We start from the raw sequence: 15,912 nt of genomic DNA on the forward strand, positions 1-15,912 counted from the left end.
TCAATGGTAGTCTTTTTTACAAGTTGTAGGTACACGTCCTTGGCCTAAAAAGTCTTTCCAGCGTTTCTTGAGCTTTTCTTTTAGGCGTTTTAACATGACGTTACAGCTCCTTTCTCAGATTTAAGAAAAGCAAGAAAAACGTTCTACCGATCCAATCCCTCTTATCTATAGTATAGTATGAGTTGAGGAAGATTGAAATAAAAATACTTTATTTCTTTTAAAAAATATTTATTATTGCTTTACAGACTTTCTTTTGATACGTTGGTATACTTAGTTTTAACATAGTTTAATTTCTTATACATCCAGAAAAGGGGAATAGCAGAATGCAGAAAAAAATTGTATTTTTTGATATTGATGGCACCTTATTAGATCATCATAAGCAGTTACCAGCTTCAACAAAAGAGGCTATTCAAGAATTAAAAAATAAAGGTGTTTATGTTGCGATAGCGACTGGAAGAGCTCCGTTTATGTTTGAAGATATTCGGAAAGAGTTGGATATTCATTCTTATGTTAGCTTTAATGGACAATTTGTTGTATTTGAAGGAAAAACAGTTTATGAAAATCCACTAGAGAAAGAAGAGCTTGCTAACTTATATAATAAAGCACTGGATTTAGATTATCCGTTAGTCTATTTAAATAATCAGGAAATGAGAGCCTCGGTTTCGGATCACCCCTTTATTTCCGAGAGTATGGGGAGTCTGAAAATTTCCTATCCAAAAGTAGATCCAGATTTTTATAAAGTAAACAAAATTCATCAAGCGTTGATATTTTGTGAAAATGAACAAGAAAAGCTCTTTGCTCGAGCTCATGATCGCCTGCATTTCTTACGCTGGCACGATTATTCATGTGATATTTTACCAATCGGGGGGTCTAAAGCGGTTGGAGTAGAAAAGCTAATTGAAGCTAGTGGATTAGATTTACAAGATACCTATTCGTTTGGAGACGGTTTAAATGATATTGAAATGTTAAAGGAGACAGGTACAGGTATAGCCATGGGAAATGCAGTTCCTGAATTAAAAAAAGTAGCAGATTTTACAACAGCCTCTGTTGATCAGGATGGAATACGAAAAGGATTAGAATATGTAAATTTAGTATAAATGAATAAGAGAAACGGCAGTCCATAAGGGTTCTGCCGTTTCTCTTTATTCTAGTGGTTTTGCATTTTCTGGAATAGCAAAAGGATTATCTTCATTAATATGATCATAAAACATAATACCGTTCAGGTGATCAATCTCATGTTGGAATACGATCGCTGCATAGCCTTTTAACCGTAATTTTAAAGGGTTACCTTCCTTATCAAAAGCTTTTACTGTAATGCGTGCATACCTAGGCACGTAGCCTTCCACTGGACGGTCGACAGATAAACACCCCTCACCTGTAGATAAATAGGTTTTTTCTACGGAGTGACTAATTACTTTAGGGTTAACAAGCCCATAGCTGTATTGCTTCCCATTAGGATCTTCGAAGTGTACAGCTACTAATCGCTTATTTAAGCCAAGCTGAGGTGCTGCTAAACCTACCCCTGCGCGTAATTGATATTTTTCAGCTATTTCTTCAACTTGACTATTTTTTAAAAATGTAATCATATCCTCTAATAACTTTTTATCAGCGGTGTTTAATGGATTCTCCACCTCTTCAGCAACAGTTGTTAAAGAAGGATGCCCTTCACGAACAATATCTTTCATGGTTATCATGCATACCACTCCTAATCCTATACTCTATTCTTCATTTCAATTTCATATTTTATCATATTTAAGTTATATTAATCATAGTTTTACTATATACATGCTAGAGCAATTAGATTTATCTTTTGTCCGATATATTTTATGGTATACTGAGAATCGAATAATTGATGGAAAAGTTGTAGGGGGTAATATTCGTGCCATTAAAAAAATCTGCCATTTTCGCAGGAATCATACTTTTATTAGTGATTTCTGCTTGTAGTAGTAAGTCTACTGAGGAAAAAATTCAAGGACATTTAGAGGAAGCTGTTTCTTTAGAACAAGGCTTTGAGGAGCAACAAAGTAAAATTACTGATTTAGAAAAAGAAGAGCAGCAATTATACAGTAAAATTGTCAATCTCGGTATGGACGAAATGGATAAAATTAAGAAATATTCTAAACAAGCAATTGAAACAATTGATCAACGTGCTAAAGAAATAGCTAAAGAAAAGGAAAGTATTGAAGCAGCAAGTAATGAATTCTCTGAAATAGAAGAGCTGATTACTGATCTTGAAGCGGATAAAGTGAAGAAGAAAGCTGAAAATATGAACGAAGTAATGGAAAAGCGCTATGAAACGTATTCAAAGCTAAATAAAGCTTATCAAGAATCGTTAAAACTCGAAAAAGAAATGTATACCATGCTTCAAAAAGAGGATCTTGAGCAAAAGACTTTAACTGAACAAATTAATAAAATAAATGATAGTTATGAAAAGGTTATTGATTTAAATAAAGCGTTTAATGATAATACCGTAAAGTATAATAACTTAAAGAAGGAATTCTATAGTTTGGCAGGTATGGAAGTAAGCTATGAAGAAAACCCTACTGGAGATAAGTCAAATAAAGAAACGAACTCCAAAGAATCTTCAACAGAAAAATAAATAGGTAGTTTTTAAGAATAACACGCTACAGTACCTCTAAAGGTGATGCTGTAGCGTTTTTGTTAGTTTAGGAACTTATAGAGTTTGCCCATGTGGATAAATAGGGGCGTGTTAAGCCGCGTCCAGCTCCAGCGCCCAGAAACGAGGTGACTTCACGAATCGTCCTAATCTAAGCCATCATCGGCTTGCAAGCTTACCGTGCTTCCTTTACCTCCAATCACTCGCTTCAGTCGCTACGTTTCTAATCGGGCGCTTGCGCTTTTGTTCTAAGTTAAGAAAGTATAAAATCAGTGCAATGACTGCGTTAAGCCAAGTAGTTATTTTGAAATGTTTGATGTATATTGGCAATGCTCCGACGAATTACTTCGCTTTCCGCGGGCACGGCCCATAGCCGTCAAGCTAATAAAAAAGAAGTATGGTGCAATGAAAATATAAACATATTTTTCCAGTTTAATCCGTATTCTTTTATGGGTACTTGTTTTCTTTTTTACACTTTTACTTACGCGGCACGGAAATGTACTTTATACGCAATGTTTAAGACATCAAAAGGACTTTTATGCTGACAACGATGATCTTTCCTTCCATGCCGGTATATGTTCTGGTAAATATTATCGATGAGAGCTTTCAAAGAAGAAAGGTGATAGAGTGAATACCCCTTCGTCTCTACTATTGCGTTTCTCGCATGGTTGATACATTTGTACTCACTCCCTTCTAGTTGATACCTTTCGTAAAGGCAGTAACGGCACTGAAAAGCAATCATCGAAGAAAGAAGAATATGAATTAAAGTCCCATACAAATGACAGTAAAAGCGGTCGGTATTCATTGCCTGCACATCATCAATTTCAAATAACGATTTCCATGTTTTAAAGAGAATCTCCACTTGCCAACGCAAGGAATAGATAGGATACAAGGTTTGCTCATCCATTTCTTCTTGTGTTATATTGGTAGCAAGAATTTGGATATGATTCTTCTTGTTGGCGGATTGGGTATGCCCCCCTTTCCGTCTTCTTTCTTTTAAATAGGTATCTCTCTGTTTTTGTTGCTCTTCGGTTAATCGTTGTACGACTACACGTGCATGAAATGTATTTTTTCCCTTAACACCTAATTGAATGAACCCATAATCCTGTATCTCTCCTGGAGCTAGATGCATGGCATCTTCTTCAGGCTTTATTTGGATTCTTCGTTGCTTGTCATCCAATGTCCAATAGGTCATATTGGCAGGAACACGAGTAATATAATAGGCTCCTGCTCGATCTATTTTTTTAAAGTGATCTCCTGAGAAATAGCCGAGGTCACGCAAGATAAGGTCCTCTTCTCCTATTGTATCTGCCAATTCTTCAGCTGCATCGTGATCACTGTCTCTTGGTCCATAGAACAACGTATGCAAAAAATTCCCTTGATACAGCTCATATTCTAATTGTATTTTCACTCCATCCCAATAACTCGCGTTGTTCTTTTTTACTTGAAAGGATGTGCCATCCAAGATACGGATCCGAGAAAAAGGATAATCAGATGGAGATGGTAACGATAACATCTGTTGTTTTTCCGCTAACTGCATAAAAACTTGTTTTAAAAAAGCCACTCCTTTCTCGTCTAATCGTTGATGTAAGGCTTGTTTAGATATGGATATTTCTGATTCACGAGAAAGGGAGGCACAGAGCTGTCCTAGCCCCTCCGTACCAACTTTTTCATGTAAGAAGGCACATATACTTAAGAAATCTTCCGGCATTATCTTCTTCAATCGTTGTACAAAACCTGATTCCCGAGCAACATTGCGAAGCTCAGAAATAGATAAAATATCGAGCACACTCTTTACAAACGAGTCAAAATGATATTGCTTAGCCATACGTAATCCCTCCAAATTATTCCATTTATAATGTCAGAATAACGAATAACTATTTGGTTTTTAAAATATCCTGCTTAACTTGACGGCTATGGGGCACGGCCTCAACTAACTTTGCAAAGAAGAACACGTTGCAAAGTGGATTTTCGGCTCGCGCTAATCCCGCAGGAGTCTACGTAATTAGTCTCCGCTATGAGAAGGTGCAACAATTCTTGTCATAAGTAATAGGTTGACTTTTTTTACAATGGGTAAAGTGAAAATCGCTATCCGTGAGTATAAAAGCAGCTGTGTTACTTCATGCTAGCGTTGTAGAGCCTGATAATAGCGAAGGCCGGCCACTTCAACTCCTGTGGGAAATGTTTGACCTGAAGATCCACTTTTTTGAGCGGGTTTTGCTAAAAAAGTTAGCTGAAGGACAAACCCCACGGAAAGGGAAGTGGGCAGCCGGAGTGGTGGTCAAGCAAGCAGTAGCTATTATTCCATAATAGCTACTAGAGGAAGCGTAAATCTGAGCATTTAGTGATAAGGACTGAGCGAATTTTGCTCCGTTTTTTTAATTTTTATATAGAAACATTGGTTATAAATATTTTAATGGTAATGATTATAATACAGTTTTTAATATGTAATATAACAGAGGGGAGGTAAATGCCATATAAATCACTAGCCATTATTAGGCTGTTTTAAAAATAAATTAATAAAAACAAAGTGTTTGACCAACTGAAATAATTAAGCTAGAATTTACATGAAAAGAAATTGTACTAATGATTTTTGCTTTATTTATGTAACAGATAAATGTGAAAGTAGCTTTGATTAATCTAAAACGGAAAAGGGTACATAGTTAATAGCAAAAAGTACAGATTTTTTTCGTATTTTGGGTACGCTAGAAATGACAATACCAATAAGGATATAAAGAAAGGAAGAGGTGAACTATTTTGAAACACGTATTAGAAAGTGTTGAAAGTCAGTTCGAAATGTTCCAAATTCTTAACGAAGATGGAAAGATTGTCAATAAAGATGATATGCCCGAACTATCTGATGACGAATTAAAGGAACTAATGCGTAGAATGGTATACACTCGTGTGTTAGATCAGCGTTCTATTGCTTTAAATCGTCAAGGGCGTTTAGGATTCTATGCACCAACTGCTGGTCAAGAAGCTTCTCAATTAGGAAGTCAATTTGCATTGGAAAAGGATGATTTTCTTTTACCAGGATATCGCGATGTTCCACAATTAATCTGGCAAGGATTACCTTTATATCAAGCTTTCCTATTCTCAAGAGGTCATTTTCATGGTAATCAAATGCCTGAAGGTGTAAATGCAGTTAGTCCACAGATTATTATTGGAGCACAATATGTACAAACTGCTGGTGTAGCTCTAGGTATTAAAAAACGTGGTAAGAAAGCAGTTGCTGTAACTTACACTGGTGATGGCGGTACATCACAAGGGGACTTTTATGAAGGAATAAACTTTGCTGGTGCATATAAAGCGCCTGCTATTTTCTTTGTACAAAATAACTACTTCGCGATTTCAGTACCTGTTGAAAAGCAAACAAATGCTAAAACGTTGGCACAAAAAGCTGTAGCTGCTGGTATTGAAGGAATCCAAGTAGATGGAATGGATGTACTTGCTGTTTATGCTGTAACTAAACACGCTCGTGAACGTGCTATTAATGGTGAGGGCCCAATGCTTATTGAGACATTAACATATCGTTATGGTCCACATACGATGGCTGGAGATGACCCTACACGTTATCGTACAGATGATTTAGATAACGAATGGGAGAAAAAAGATCCACTTGTTCGCTTCCGCAAATTCTTAGAAGGTAAAAATCTATGGTCTGAAGAAGACGAAAGCAAAGTAATTGAAGAAGCAAAAGAAGAGATCAAAAAAGCTATCAAGCAAGCTGATGAGTATCCAAAACAAAAAGTAACGGATTTTATTAGCAATATGTATGAGGAACTTCCATATAACCTTCAAGAACAAATGGAAGAATACAAAGAAAAGGAGTCGAAGTAAATCATGGCACAAATGACAATGATTCAAGCAATCACGGATGCATTACGCACAGAATTAAAAAATGATGAAAATGTGCTTGTGTTCGGAGAAGATGTTGGTCAAAATGGTGGCGTATTCCGTGCTACTGAAGGACTGCAAGCTGAATTTGGCGAAGATCGTGTGTTTGATACACCGTTAGCTGAATCTGGCATTGGTGGTCTTTCAATTGGACTCGGTTTACAAGGCTATCGACCAGTACCAGAAATTCAATTCTTCGGCTTCGTATATGAAGTAATGGACTCTATTAGTGGACAAATGGCACGTATGCGCTATCGTTCTGGTGGATCACATAGTTCACCAATTACAATTCGCTCACCTTTTGGTGGTGGAGTACACACTCCAGAGCTACATGCTGATTCTTTAGAAGGATTAATTGCACAACAACCAGGAATCAAAGTAGTAGTTCCTTCAACTCCATATGATGCAAAAGGTTTGCTGATTTCAGCTATTCGTGATAATGATCCAGTGCTATTCCTAGAACATATGAAGCTATACCGCTCATTCCGCGGAGAAGTACCTGAGGAAGAATATACAATCGACTTAGGAAAGGCTGAAGTTAAGCGTGAGGGAACAGATGTTACGCTTATTTCCTATGGTGCCATGGTACACGCTTCATTGAAGGCAGCAGAGGAATTAGAAAAAGATGGTGTACAGGCTGAAGTTATCGACTTACGTACGATCTCACCTCTAGATATTGATACCATTATCGAATCTGTTAAGAAAACAAATCGTGTCGTTGTTGTCCAAGAAGCACAGCGTCAAGCAGGTATTGCTGCAAATGTTGTAGCTGAGATTCAAGAGCGTGCAATTTTACATTTAGAAGCACCAGTATTACGTGTTGCAGCTCCAGATACAGTATATTCTTTCTCAGCAGCAGAAGAAGTATGGTTACCAAACCATAAAGACATCGTAGAAAAAGTAAACACTGTAATGAATTTTTAATAAGAGATAGGAGGTAATACGAATGGCATTTGAATTTAAACTTCCAGATATTGGTGAAGGAATTCATGAAGGCGAAATTGTCAAATGGTTCGTAAATGAGGGCGATGACATCAAAGAAGATGATGTATTGTGTGAAGTCCAAAATGATAAAGCTGTCGTAGAAATCCCTTCTCCAGTTGAGGGTACAGTAAAAAAACTCCATGTGGATGAAGGAACGGTAGCTGTTGTAGGAGATGTACTAATAACGTTTGACGCAGAAGGTTATGAATCAGAAGATTCAGCTTCTGAAGATAATAAAGAAGAAGCTCCTAAAGAAGAAGAAAAACAAGAAACAGCAGCTGATAAAAAGCAAGATACTACAAATGATGGTAGCGACAAACGAGTGATCGCAATGCCTTCCGTTAGAAAATATGCGCGTGATAACGATGTGAATATCTCAGAGGTTACTGGTTCTGGGAAAAATGGCCGTATTTTAAAAGAGGATATTGATAGCTTCCTAAGCGGTGATCAGCCTGCTAAAACTTCTGAAGAAGCTAAAGAAACGAAAAAAGAAGCTTCTGCACCTACGGCTACAACTGCTGTGACTGAAGGTAACTATCCTGAAACACGTGAAGCGATGAGTGGAATTCGAAAAGCTATTGCTAAAGCAATGGTTAATTCGAAAACGAAAGCTCCGCATGTTACGTTAATGGACGAAGTTGACGTTACAGAATTAGTAGCACATCGCAAGAAATTTAAAGCTGTAGCTGCGGAGCAAGATATTAAACTAACTTACTTGCCATATGTAGCGAAGGCGCTTGTATCTGCTTCTAAGAAATTCCCGATTTTAAATGCTGCGGTGGATGATGAGACAAATGAAATTGTTCAGAAGCATTATTATAATATTGGAATTGCAGCTGATACAGAAAAAGGACTACTTGTTCCGGTTGTAAAAAATGCTGATCGTAAATCTATTTTTGCTATTTCTAAAGAAATTAATGAATTGGCAGAAAAGGCTAGAAGTGGTAAACTATCACCTGAAGAGATGAAGGGTGCTTCAAATACAATTACAAATATTGGTTCTGCAGGCGGACAATGGTTTACGCCGGTATTAAATTATCCGGAGGCAATAATTCTAGGAATCGGCAGAATTGCTGATAAACCAATTGTTCGAGATGGAGAGATAGTAATTGCACCGGTACTCGCATTATCATTAAGCTTTGATCATCGCATTGTTGATGGTGCAACTGCACAGTTAGCGCTAAATCAAATTAAGCGATTATTAAGCGATCCACAATTAATTATGATGGAGGCGTAGGTTATGGTTGTAGGAGATTTCCCAATTGAAGTAGATACGTTAGTTGTTGGAGCTGGACCAGGTGGCTATGTTGCTGCCATTCGAGCTGCACAATTAGGTCAAAAAGTTACAATTGTTGAAAAAGGTAACCTCGGGGGAGTTTGCTTAAATGTTGGGTGTATCCCATCAAAAGCATTAATTCAAGCAGGACATTTAACAGAACATGCTTATGGAAATGAACAGTTAGGTATTAAAACAGAGAACGTAACTGTAGATTTTACTAAAGTCCAAGAATGGAAGGGTACTGTTGTTAATAAATTAACATCAGGAGTAGAAGGTCTGTTAAAAGGTAACAAAGTAGATATTATCAAAGGTGAAGTTTACTTTGTGGATAAAAATACAGCAAAAGTTATGGATGAGAAAAACTCTCAAACATATACCTTTAATAACTGTATTATTGCAACAGGCTCTACACCAATTGAAATTCCAACATTTAAATTCTCTGAACGTGTATTGGATTCTACGGGTGCCTTAAACCTTAAAGAAATTCCAGAGAAAATGGTCGTTATCGGTGGAGGATATATTGGAACTGAACTTGGTACAGCGTATGCTAATTTTGGTACTGAAATAACAGTACTTGAAGGTACAAAGGATATTCTCGGTGGCTTCGAAAAACAAATGAAGCAAGTTGTGAAAAAACGTCTGAAGAAAAAAGGTGTAAATATCATCACAGAAGCTATGGCTAAAGGTGTTGAAGAAACCAAAGATGGCGTAAAAGTATCCTATGAAGTTAATGGTAAAGAGGAAACCATTGAAGCAGATTATGTATTAGTAACAGTTGGTCGTCGTCCTAATACCCAAGAGCTTGGTCTAGAACAAGTAGGTATTGAAATGAATGATCGTGGTCTAATAAAAATTGATAAACAATGTCGCACAAACATAGATAATATCTATGCTATCGGTGACATTGTAGAAGGTATGCCACTTGCTCATAAAGCATCTTATGAAGGTAAGGTTGCTGCGGAAGCAATTAGTGGAGAAAAATCAGAGATTGATTATATAGGTATGCCTGCAGTTGTATTCTCTGATCCAGAATTAGCATCAGTTGGTTATACTGAACAAGAAGCAAAAGATGCTGGTTACGATGTAAAAGCTGCTAAATTCCCATTTGCTGCTAATGGTCGTGCGCTATCATTAAATGATAGTGATGGATTTATGAAATTAATCACTCGTAAAGAAGACGGCCTTGTAATTGGGGCACAAATCGCTGGACCAAATGCTAGTGATATGATTGCTGAAATTGGTATTGCGATTGAAGCTGGAATGACAGCAGAGGATATCGCACTAACTATTCATGCTCATCCTAGTTTAGGTGAGATTACGATGGAAGCTGCAGAGGTAGCTTTAGGTACACCAATTCATATGCTGTAATATAAATTAGAGGCTATCTCACAACAGCTGAGGTAGCCTTTTTTATTCGCATAAAGAGTTCCTTAGCTGGCAGTCTAGTCGTTATTATTATCTAAGCCAGGTACAGGTAAAACCACTGCTATTTTTGCTATAAGACATAGTAGAAAACTCCCGCAGAAGATAAACTATTTCTGGGGGAGTTTTTTTCTATTTCAAACAACTTATAGGAGCATTCAGTCCATCTATTAGTTGATGATTTGCTCTAATTTATCCATGAGATCATTTTTTGCTATATCTCCAGATAAATGTTCGATTGTCTTCCCGTTTTTCATGATAACTAAGGAAGGTGATTCAGGTTTTAATCCCATTTCTAAATCGTCCATCGTTTTTTCCTCTTTTTGTACATCTTTAAAAGCGGATGGATATTTAGCTTTTATCTCAATAATTGCATCGAAATATATATTCTCTAAATCACTATTCGAGTTATTTGTAAAAAACATAACATTGTAACCATTCGGTTGAAATGAAATAACGTCTATTGTAGTTGCATTTGTCGCTTGGCATCCTGATGAAAAAATCAGTAGGAATAAAGCAAGTACAGGGATGAATAAGCTTCTAATTTTCCTCACCTACCTGTTTAATAATCATATATACATCAGTTTACCAAATAGAATGCTTAACATAGCGTTTGTTATTGAACTGTTAATGGATTGAAACGCATCTGTTGGATTAGTAATAAAGCTATAAATAAAACGAAATGCAGATGTAATAGGGATTCGAGTCTTGCAAAATGTACACAAGCACCAGAAAACTGTTACTCGTCATGTGTGAGAAGGAAGAGCAGGTTCGTTTGAACCGCCTTTCTAATGATGGTAAGTGGATTTTCCGTATGAGAAAAGAAAAAGTAAAACGTAGCTTCAAAGAAAAAAACTGTTGTTATTGCTGTTTGCGCAAAAAAAGCTTGTAGAAAACACACAAGGCTTTTTCTACAAGCTGAGGTTCTAACCCCTTCTTTTGCTTCCTAAATCAATTTCCTTTGCTTCCTGTCTAAATGACTTAACTAACGAGATAACAACAAGTAGCATTATCATGGCAAATGGAAAGGCAGCTATTATGGATGCCGTTTGTAAAGCATTTAATCCACCTTGCCAAAGTAGTACTGCTGCAGCACTCGATTGTATAATACCCCAAATGAATTTTACTGAATTAGCTGGGTCTAGGCTACCGCCTGTTGTTTGCATTCCTAATACAAAAGTTGCTGAATCTGCTGATGTAATGAAGAATGTACAGATTAATAAAATTGCAATGATGGATATAACGATACCAATAGGAAATTGTTCTAGTACAGCAAACAAGGCTAATTGTTCACCGCCACTTTCAATGTATTGCATGATATTAGCACCTGCATTCGCTTCTAAGTGTATGGCTGATCCACCAAACACTGAAAACCAAAGTGCTCCGAATATAGTTGGTACGAGCAGGACGCCTAAAACAAATTCACGTATCGTTCTACCGCGGGAAACCCTAGCGATAAATGTTCCTACAAATGGGGCCCAAGCAATCCACCATGCCCAATAAAAAATGGTCCAGCCATTAATCCATTCTGCATTTTCTTCGTTGAATGGAGTCATTCTTAAGCTCATGCTAGGAAGGTTCTGTAAATAACTTCCTAGAGTTGTCGTGAAAAAGTTCATGATAAAATTCGTTGGCCCTAAGAATAATACGAAAAGCATTAATAATAATGCGAGCATTAGATTTGCATTACTTAAATATTTAATTCCTCTGTTTAAACCTGTCATAGCTGAAGTCATGTATAATACTGTAACAATAGCAATAATAATTAACTGCAAGGTTATTGTTGATTCAATACCCGTTACAAAGGAAAGACCACCACTAATTTGAATGGCGCCAAGTCCAAGGGAGGTTGAAACACCAAAAATAGTTGCGAATACAACAATGAAATCTACGGCGGTACCCCATCCACCCTTAATGCGATCACCAAATAGCGGCTCTAGTATGGCACTAACCACACCTGGAGCTTGTTTTCGGAATTTGAAATAAGCTAGTGCTAATGCAATCGTTGCATAGATTGCCCATGGATGAAATCCCCAGTGGAAAAAGCTATATTGCATTGCTGCTTTAGCTGCATCATTCGTTTCTGCTTCTCCAAATGGAGGGTTATGAAAGTGGGAAATAGGCTCTGCTGCACCCCAGAAAACAAGTCCAATTCCCATACCGGCACTAAAAAGCATAGCAAACCATGTTAAATAACTATATTCTGGCTTATCACCTGGTCGACCTAACTTGATGTTTCCATATTTTGAAAAAATAAGGTAGATCGCAAATCCTAGAAATGCAGTTGCACTTAATAAGTAAAACCATCCAAATTTATCTACCAAAAAGCCTTGAATAATTGACGTTACATTATCCAAATTTCCATTAGGCAATATATCTTTCGGGATAATGCCCCAAATAATAAACAATAATGCGATAATAGCTGAGATATAAAATACGCGTGTTACTTTTTTCACAAAAATTGTCCTTTCTATTTAAAATTTCTTTGATCTTATGTAGTAGGCGCACTTAGTGTATTAAAACATATAGTAAAGGTCTGAGGCAAATCTCACACCTCATGCTTTTACTATTCCCTTGTCAAAGAGGATCATACCATATATTTTCTTACCCAATTCGTAGTGTGTTTAAACTTTCACTTTATAGGAAATGGTATATTACTCATATTGTCAGTGCATTTTATGGAGTCTATAATATAGGTGACAGAATAATAAACTAAACAAGGGGACGATCTGATGAAGACATCATTCATAACACTTATAATCGCGATAGGACTTTTTCTGCTTGCTGGATGTGGTGCAAATGAAGCGATGCAACAACCAGAGCAAGAACAGGATCATTCAACCGATTCTACCGACAAAGAAAGCAGTGGAGAATTAGAGGGCAAAGATTCAAATGCCGAGGTCATAAAAAACAAAGAGGAAGATCAAACCGAGCCTATGTATGAAATAGCGGATGATTCATCAGTTGTACCTTTGGGTGAAGATACGAATGAAAAAGTAGTCTTATTAACCATTGATGATGTACCTGATAAACATGCTTTGGAAATGGCAAACACTTTAAAAAAGTTAGATGTAAATGCTATCTTTTTTGTAAATGGACACTTCTTAGAGACACCAGAGCAAAGAGATATGCTAAAACAAATTCATGAAATGGGATTTGTAATTGGTAATCATACATACAGTCACCCAAATTTAAAAGATTTAACGGATGAAGAGCAAACGAAAGAAATAGTGAGAGTTAGTGATCAAATTGAAGAAATAATTGGCGAAAAACCATTATTTTTTCGAGCACCGCATGGGTCTAACACGGAGCATTCAAAACAGGTTGTAAAAGATGAAGGAATGGTCCTAATGAATTGGACATATGGATATGATTATTTTAAGCCTTATATGGATGCAAAGAAATTGACCACGGCAATGATAACAGGTGAGGGGCCTGAAGTAGGGGTTGATTATTCACTGCTCAAACCCGGCGCTAATTTATTGATGCATGACCGTGAATGGACAAACGAGGCATTAGAGAATATTGTGAATGGGTTGAGAGATAAGGGCTATGAAATGGTTGATCCTCATCTAATCAAAACATTATAATACTGTAATCTACAACCGCTGCGAAAAGTAGCGGTTTTTAATTTGGATTAATTATTAAATGTGTCATACTATTTTAAGGTTGATTTTTTTAATGTGACATATTATAATGTGAATACGCTATCACAATTCATTAAAAAGGAGTTGGGCCAAATGGGCACAGTTGTTTGCCAAGATTGTCAAAAAGTCATTGAACATTATGATGAAGAGAAAGTTACCACTTTATATGGTACTTGTCCGACTTGCCGTGAAAATAAATAATAAAGTTAATATATACCTATTAAAGATAGCTAGCTCTCATTAGGGCTAGCTATCTTTTTGTGTACAATTATGGGATTTAAAAATATGATTATAGGCTAATTTATGTGGAATGTGGATAGAGAGTATAAAAAATTGTTTGCTATTATGGTTAAACTGGTTATTAGTTTAAAATCATTTAAACGGCTTATATTCCTTAATTACCTGGATCGTTTCAAGTGTTTCATCTAGAAGTCCTTGTACAGGTAGTCCAGCATCAATATTCTTTTGAATATAAGAGATATTTTCATTCGTAATGATCTCTCCAGGTATAAATATAGGAATCCCTGGTGGATAGATCATAATGGATTCTGCGCTGATTCTACCTGCTGCCTCCTGAAATAAGACGGTTTCTGTCTCTGCATAAAATGCATCTCTAGGTGCTAAAGCAAGGATGGGAATATCGGGTACGGTAACTTGTACATCCGTTACAGATTGTTTCTTAACTTTTTCTAGATGATTTAGCCCCTCCATTAATTTACTAATGGAAGAAAGAGAATCGGCAGGGGTAATGATGCATAATACATTATAGAGATCGGAAAGTTCTACTTCTATCGCATGCTTTTCCCTTAAAAATAGTTCAGCTTCATAACCGGTAATTCCTAAATCTTTCACGGAAATGATTAACTTAGTCGGATCATATTGATTTATTGCTTCTGATCCTAATAATTCAGAGCCAGCACAATAAAGATAAGCTAGGCTGTTGATTTGAATTCTGGCATAGTTGGCAAGTTCTATCGTTTTGGTTAGGAGCTCTTTCCCTTTAGTAGCTAATTGTTTTCTTGCAGTATCTAAAGAAGCTAACAGTAAATAGGAAGTAGAAGTCGTTGTTAGCATTGATATAACTGTTTGTACTCGTTCATGTGAAATAAGCGTACCTTGAAGGTTTAAAATCGAACTCTGGGTTAATGATCCTCCTAATTTATGAACACTTGTAGCGGCAAGGTCAGCTCCAGCCTGCATGGCAGATATTGGTAAGTCATCATGGAAATGAATATGTACTCCATGTGCCTCATCAACTAAAACAGGTATACGATATGAATGTACCATCTTTACAATTTCTTCTAAGTCTGCTGCAATACCAAAATAGGTAGGGTTAATAACCAAAACCGCCTTAGCTTCCGGGTGTGCTTCAAGAGCTTGCTCAATAGAAGTTGGCGTAATTCCATGAGAAATACCTAATACTTTATCTAATTCTGGATGAATAAAAACAGGTATAGCACCAGAAAAAATAATGGCAGCTGTTACAGATTTATGGACATTTCTGGGTACAATTATTTTATCACCAGGGCCACAGACGCTCATTACCATTGCCATAATAGCACCGCTTGTTCCTTGCACAGAAAAAAAGGTGTGCTCCGCACCAAATGCTTTGGCAGCTAGTTCTTGAGCATGCTTAATAATTCCTTGTGGATGATGTAGATCATCTAAAGGTGTAATATTAATTAAATCCATCTTAAAGGCATTCTCGCCTAAGAACGTACGAAATGTATCATCAGCAGCCCTTCCTTGTTTATGACCTGGTATATGGAAGGGGATAGGATTTTTGTTAATATGTTCTAATACACCGGTAAATAATGGTGTATGATGCTGTTCATCCAATAGGAACACCTCTCTATGATGTCAGACTAAAATATCGAAAGTATTATAGCAAAAGACAACCATAAATACTAGTCGTTCAACAAGAATAAATGCTAAAATAGAAGAAATAGTTATTGATATAATTCTTTAGAAAAGGTTTTTAGCAATTAAACATTAAAAACCCAATCTTTCAAAGAGATTAGCTCATTCGGCTTTTGCTGATTTATCGGTAGGGAATGCTAGTGAGT

14 protein-coding genes are annotated in these 15,912 nt (G+C 36.6%); 9 read left to right on the forward strand and 5 right to left on the reverse strand.

Annotation, left to right across the window (positions count from 1 at the left end; all coding sequences use genetic code 11):
• Window positions 1-323 precede the first annotated feature (323 nt).
• Window positions 324-1,097 (forward strand): Cof-type HAD-IIB family hydrolase, encoded by a 774-nt coding sequence (locus D9782_RS13825; RefSeq protein WP_026680750.1) that lies wholly within the window; start codon window positions 324-326, stop codon window positions 1,095-1,097.
• 45 nt (window positions 1,098-1,142) lie between these two features.
• Here the strand turns inward: D9782_RS13825 and def are convergent, their stop codons facing one another.
• A complete protein-coding gene (gene def / locus D9782_RS13830; protein ID WP_121605031.1) occupies window positions 1,143-1,694 on the reverse strand; it encodes a peptide deformylase in 552 nt (183 codons plus the stop codon).
• Window positions 1,695-1,879: 185 nt separating this feature from the next.
• Here def and D9782_RS13835 point away from each other — a divergent pair, with 185 nt between their 5' ends.
• Window positions 1,880-2,599, forward strand: a complete 720-nt coding sequence (locus D9782_RS13835; protein WP_121605032.1) for a YkyA family protein — start codon at window positions 1,880-1,882, stop codon at window positions 2,597-2,599.
• A 499-nt stretch (window positions 2,600-3,098) separates the two neighbouring features.
• On the opposite strand, the gene D9782_RS13840 is transcribed toward D9782_RS13835, so the two are convergent.
• The gene (locus D9782_RS13840) at window positions 3,099-4,445 is read right to left on the reverse strand and encodes an IS4 family transposase (RefSeq protein ID WP_121605033.1); all 1,347 of its coding nucleotides are present in this window, start codon (window positions 4,443-4,445) and stop codon (window positions 3,099-3,101) included.
• Window positions 4,446-4,711: 266 nt separating this feature from the next.
• Between D9782_RS13840 and D9782_RS13845 the strand changes: the two genes are divergently transcribed.
• From D9782_RS13845 to lpdA, 5 genes are all read left to right on the forward strand, one after another.
• Entirely contained in the window at window positions 4,712-4,927 is a 216-nt protein-coding gene (locus D9782_RS13845; protein WP_121603973.1) for a hypothetical protein, read from the forward strand.
• Window positions 4,928-5,413: 486 nt separating this feature from the next.
• Window positions 5,414-6,457, forward strand: coding sequence for a pyruvate dehydrogenase (acetyl-transferring) E1 component subunit alpha (pdhA, locus tag D9782_RS13850; protein WP_226983656.1), 1,044 nt, complete (start codon window positions 5,414-5,416; stop codon window positions 6,455-6,457).
• Window positions 6,458-6,460: 3 nt separating this feature from the next.
• Entirely contained in the window at window positions 6,461-7,438 is a 978-nt protein-coding gene (locus D9782_RS13855; protein WP_026680753.1) for an alpha-ketoacid dehydrogenase subunit beta, read from the forward strand.
• Window positions 7,439-7,460: 22 nt separating this feature from the next.
• Window positions 7,461-8,735: a dihydrolipoamide acetyltransferase family protein gene (locus D9782_RS13860; RefSeq protein ID WP_121605034.1), complete on the forward strand. Its 1,275-nt coding sequence runs from the start codon at window positions 7,461-7,463 to the stop codon at window positions 8,733-8,735.
• A gap of 3 nt (window positions 8,736-8,738) precedes the next feature.
• The gene (lpdA, locus tag D9782_RS13865) at window positions 8,739-10,145 is read left to right on the forward strand and encodes a dihydrolipoyl dehydrogenase (protein WP_026680755.1); all 1,407 of its coding nucleotides are present in this window, start codon (window positions 8,739-8,741) and stop codon (window positions 10,143-10,145) included.
• A gap of 224 nt (window positions 10,146-10,369) precedes the next feature.
• Here the strand turns inward: lpdA and D9782_RS13870 are convergent, their stop codons facing one another.
• Both D9782_RS13870 and D9782_RS13875 read right to left on the reverse strand, forming a co-directional pair.
• Entirely contained in the window at window positions 10,370-10,753 is a 384-nt protein-coding gene (locus D9782_RS13870) for a hypothetical protein (RefSeq protein WP_026680756.1), read from the reverse strand.
• A gap of 372 nt (window positions 10,754-11,125) precedes the next feature.
• Window positions 11,126-12,655 (reverse strand): glycine betaine uptake BCCT transporter, encoded by a 1,530-nt coding sequence (locus D9782_RS13875; protein ID WP_121605035.1) that lies wholly within the window; start codon window positions 12,653-12,655, stop codon window positions 11,126-11,128.
• A gap of 276 nt (window positions 12,656-12,931) precedes the next feature.
• Here D9782_RS13875 and D9782_RS13880 point away from each other — a divergent pair, with 276 nt between their 5' ends.
• Both D9782_RS13880 and D9782_RS13885 read left to right on the forward strand, forming a co-directional pair.
• On the forward strand, window positions 12,932-13,789 hold the full coding sequence (locus tag D9782_RS13880; RefSeq protein ID WP_026680758.1) for a polysaccharide deacetylase family protein: 858 nt from the start codon (window positions 12,932-12,934) through the stop codon (window positions 13,787-13,789).
• Between the two features lie 150 nt (window positions 13,790-13,939).
• Window positions 13,940-14,047 (forward strand): GapA-binding peptide SR1P, encoded by a 108-nt coding sequence (locus D9782_RS13885; protein WP_080668661.1) that lies wholly within the window; start codon window positions 13,940-13,942, stop codon window positions 14,045-14,047.
• A gap of 171 nt (window positions 14,048-14,218) precedes the next feature.
• On the opposite strand, the gene D9782_RS13890 is transcribed toward D9782_RS13885, so the two are convergent.
• Entirely contained in the window at window positions 14,219-15,685 is a 1,467-nt protein-coding gene (locus D9782_RS13890; RefSeq protein WP_246484910.1) for an aminotransferase class I/II-fold pyridoxal phosphate-dependent enzyme, read from the reverse strand.
• Window positions 15,686-15,912: the final 227 nt, after the last annotated feature.

Source organism: Virgibacillus sp. Bac332, assembly GCF_003667785.1.
GTDB classification, from domain to species: Bacteria; Bacillota; Bacilli; order Bacillales; family Amphibacillaceae; genus Virgibacillus; species Virgibacillus salarius.

Excerpts from the sequence above, each read along its gene's own strand:
- D9782_RS13825 (WP_026680750.1), top strand. The coding sequence starts at position 324 with ATGCAGAAAAAAATTGTATTTTTTGATATTGATGGCACCTTATTAGAT.
- D9782_RS13885 (WP_080668661.1), top strand. The coding sequence starts at position 13,940 with ATGGGCACAGTTGTTTGCCAAGATTGTCAAAAAGTCATTGAACATTAT.
- D9782_RS13860 (WP_121605034.1), top strand. The coding sequence starts at position 7,461 with ATGGCATTTGAATTTAAACTTCCAGATATTGGTGAAGGAATTCATGAA.
- D9782_RS13840 (WP_121605033.1), bottom strand. The coding sequence starts at position 4,445 with ATGGCTAAGCAATATCATTTTGACTCGTTTGTAAAGAGTGTGCTCGAT.
- D9782_RS13855 (WP_026680753.1), top strand. The coding sequence starts at position 6,461 with ATGGCACAAATGACAATGATTCAAGCAATCACGGATGCATTACGCACA.
- lpdA (WP_026680755.1), top strand. The coding sequence starts at position 8,739 with ATGGTTGTAGGAGATTTCCCAATTGAAGTAGATACGTTAGTTGTTGGA.
- D9782_RS13880 (WP_026680758.1), top strand. The coding sequence starts at position 12,932 with ATGAAGACATCATTCATAACACTTATAATCGCGATAGGACTTTTTCTG.
- def (WP_121605031.1), bottom strand. The coding sequence starts at position 1,694 with ATGATAACCATGAAAGATATTGTTCGTGAAGGGCATCCTTCTTTAACA.
- pdhA (WP_226983656.1), top strand. The coding sequence starts at position 5,414 with ATGTTCCAAATTCTTAACGAAGATGGAAAGATTGTCAATAAAGATGAT.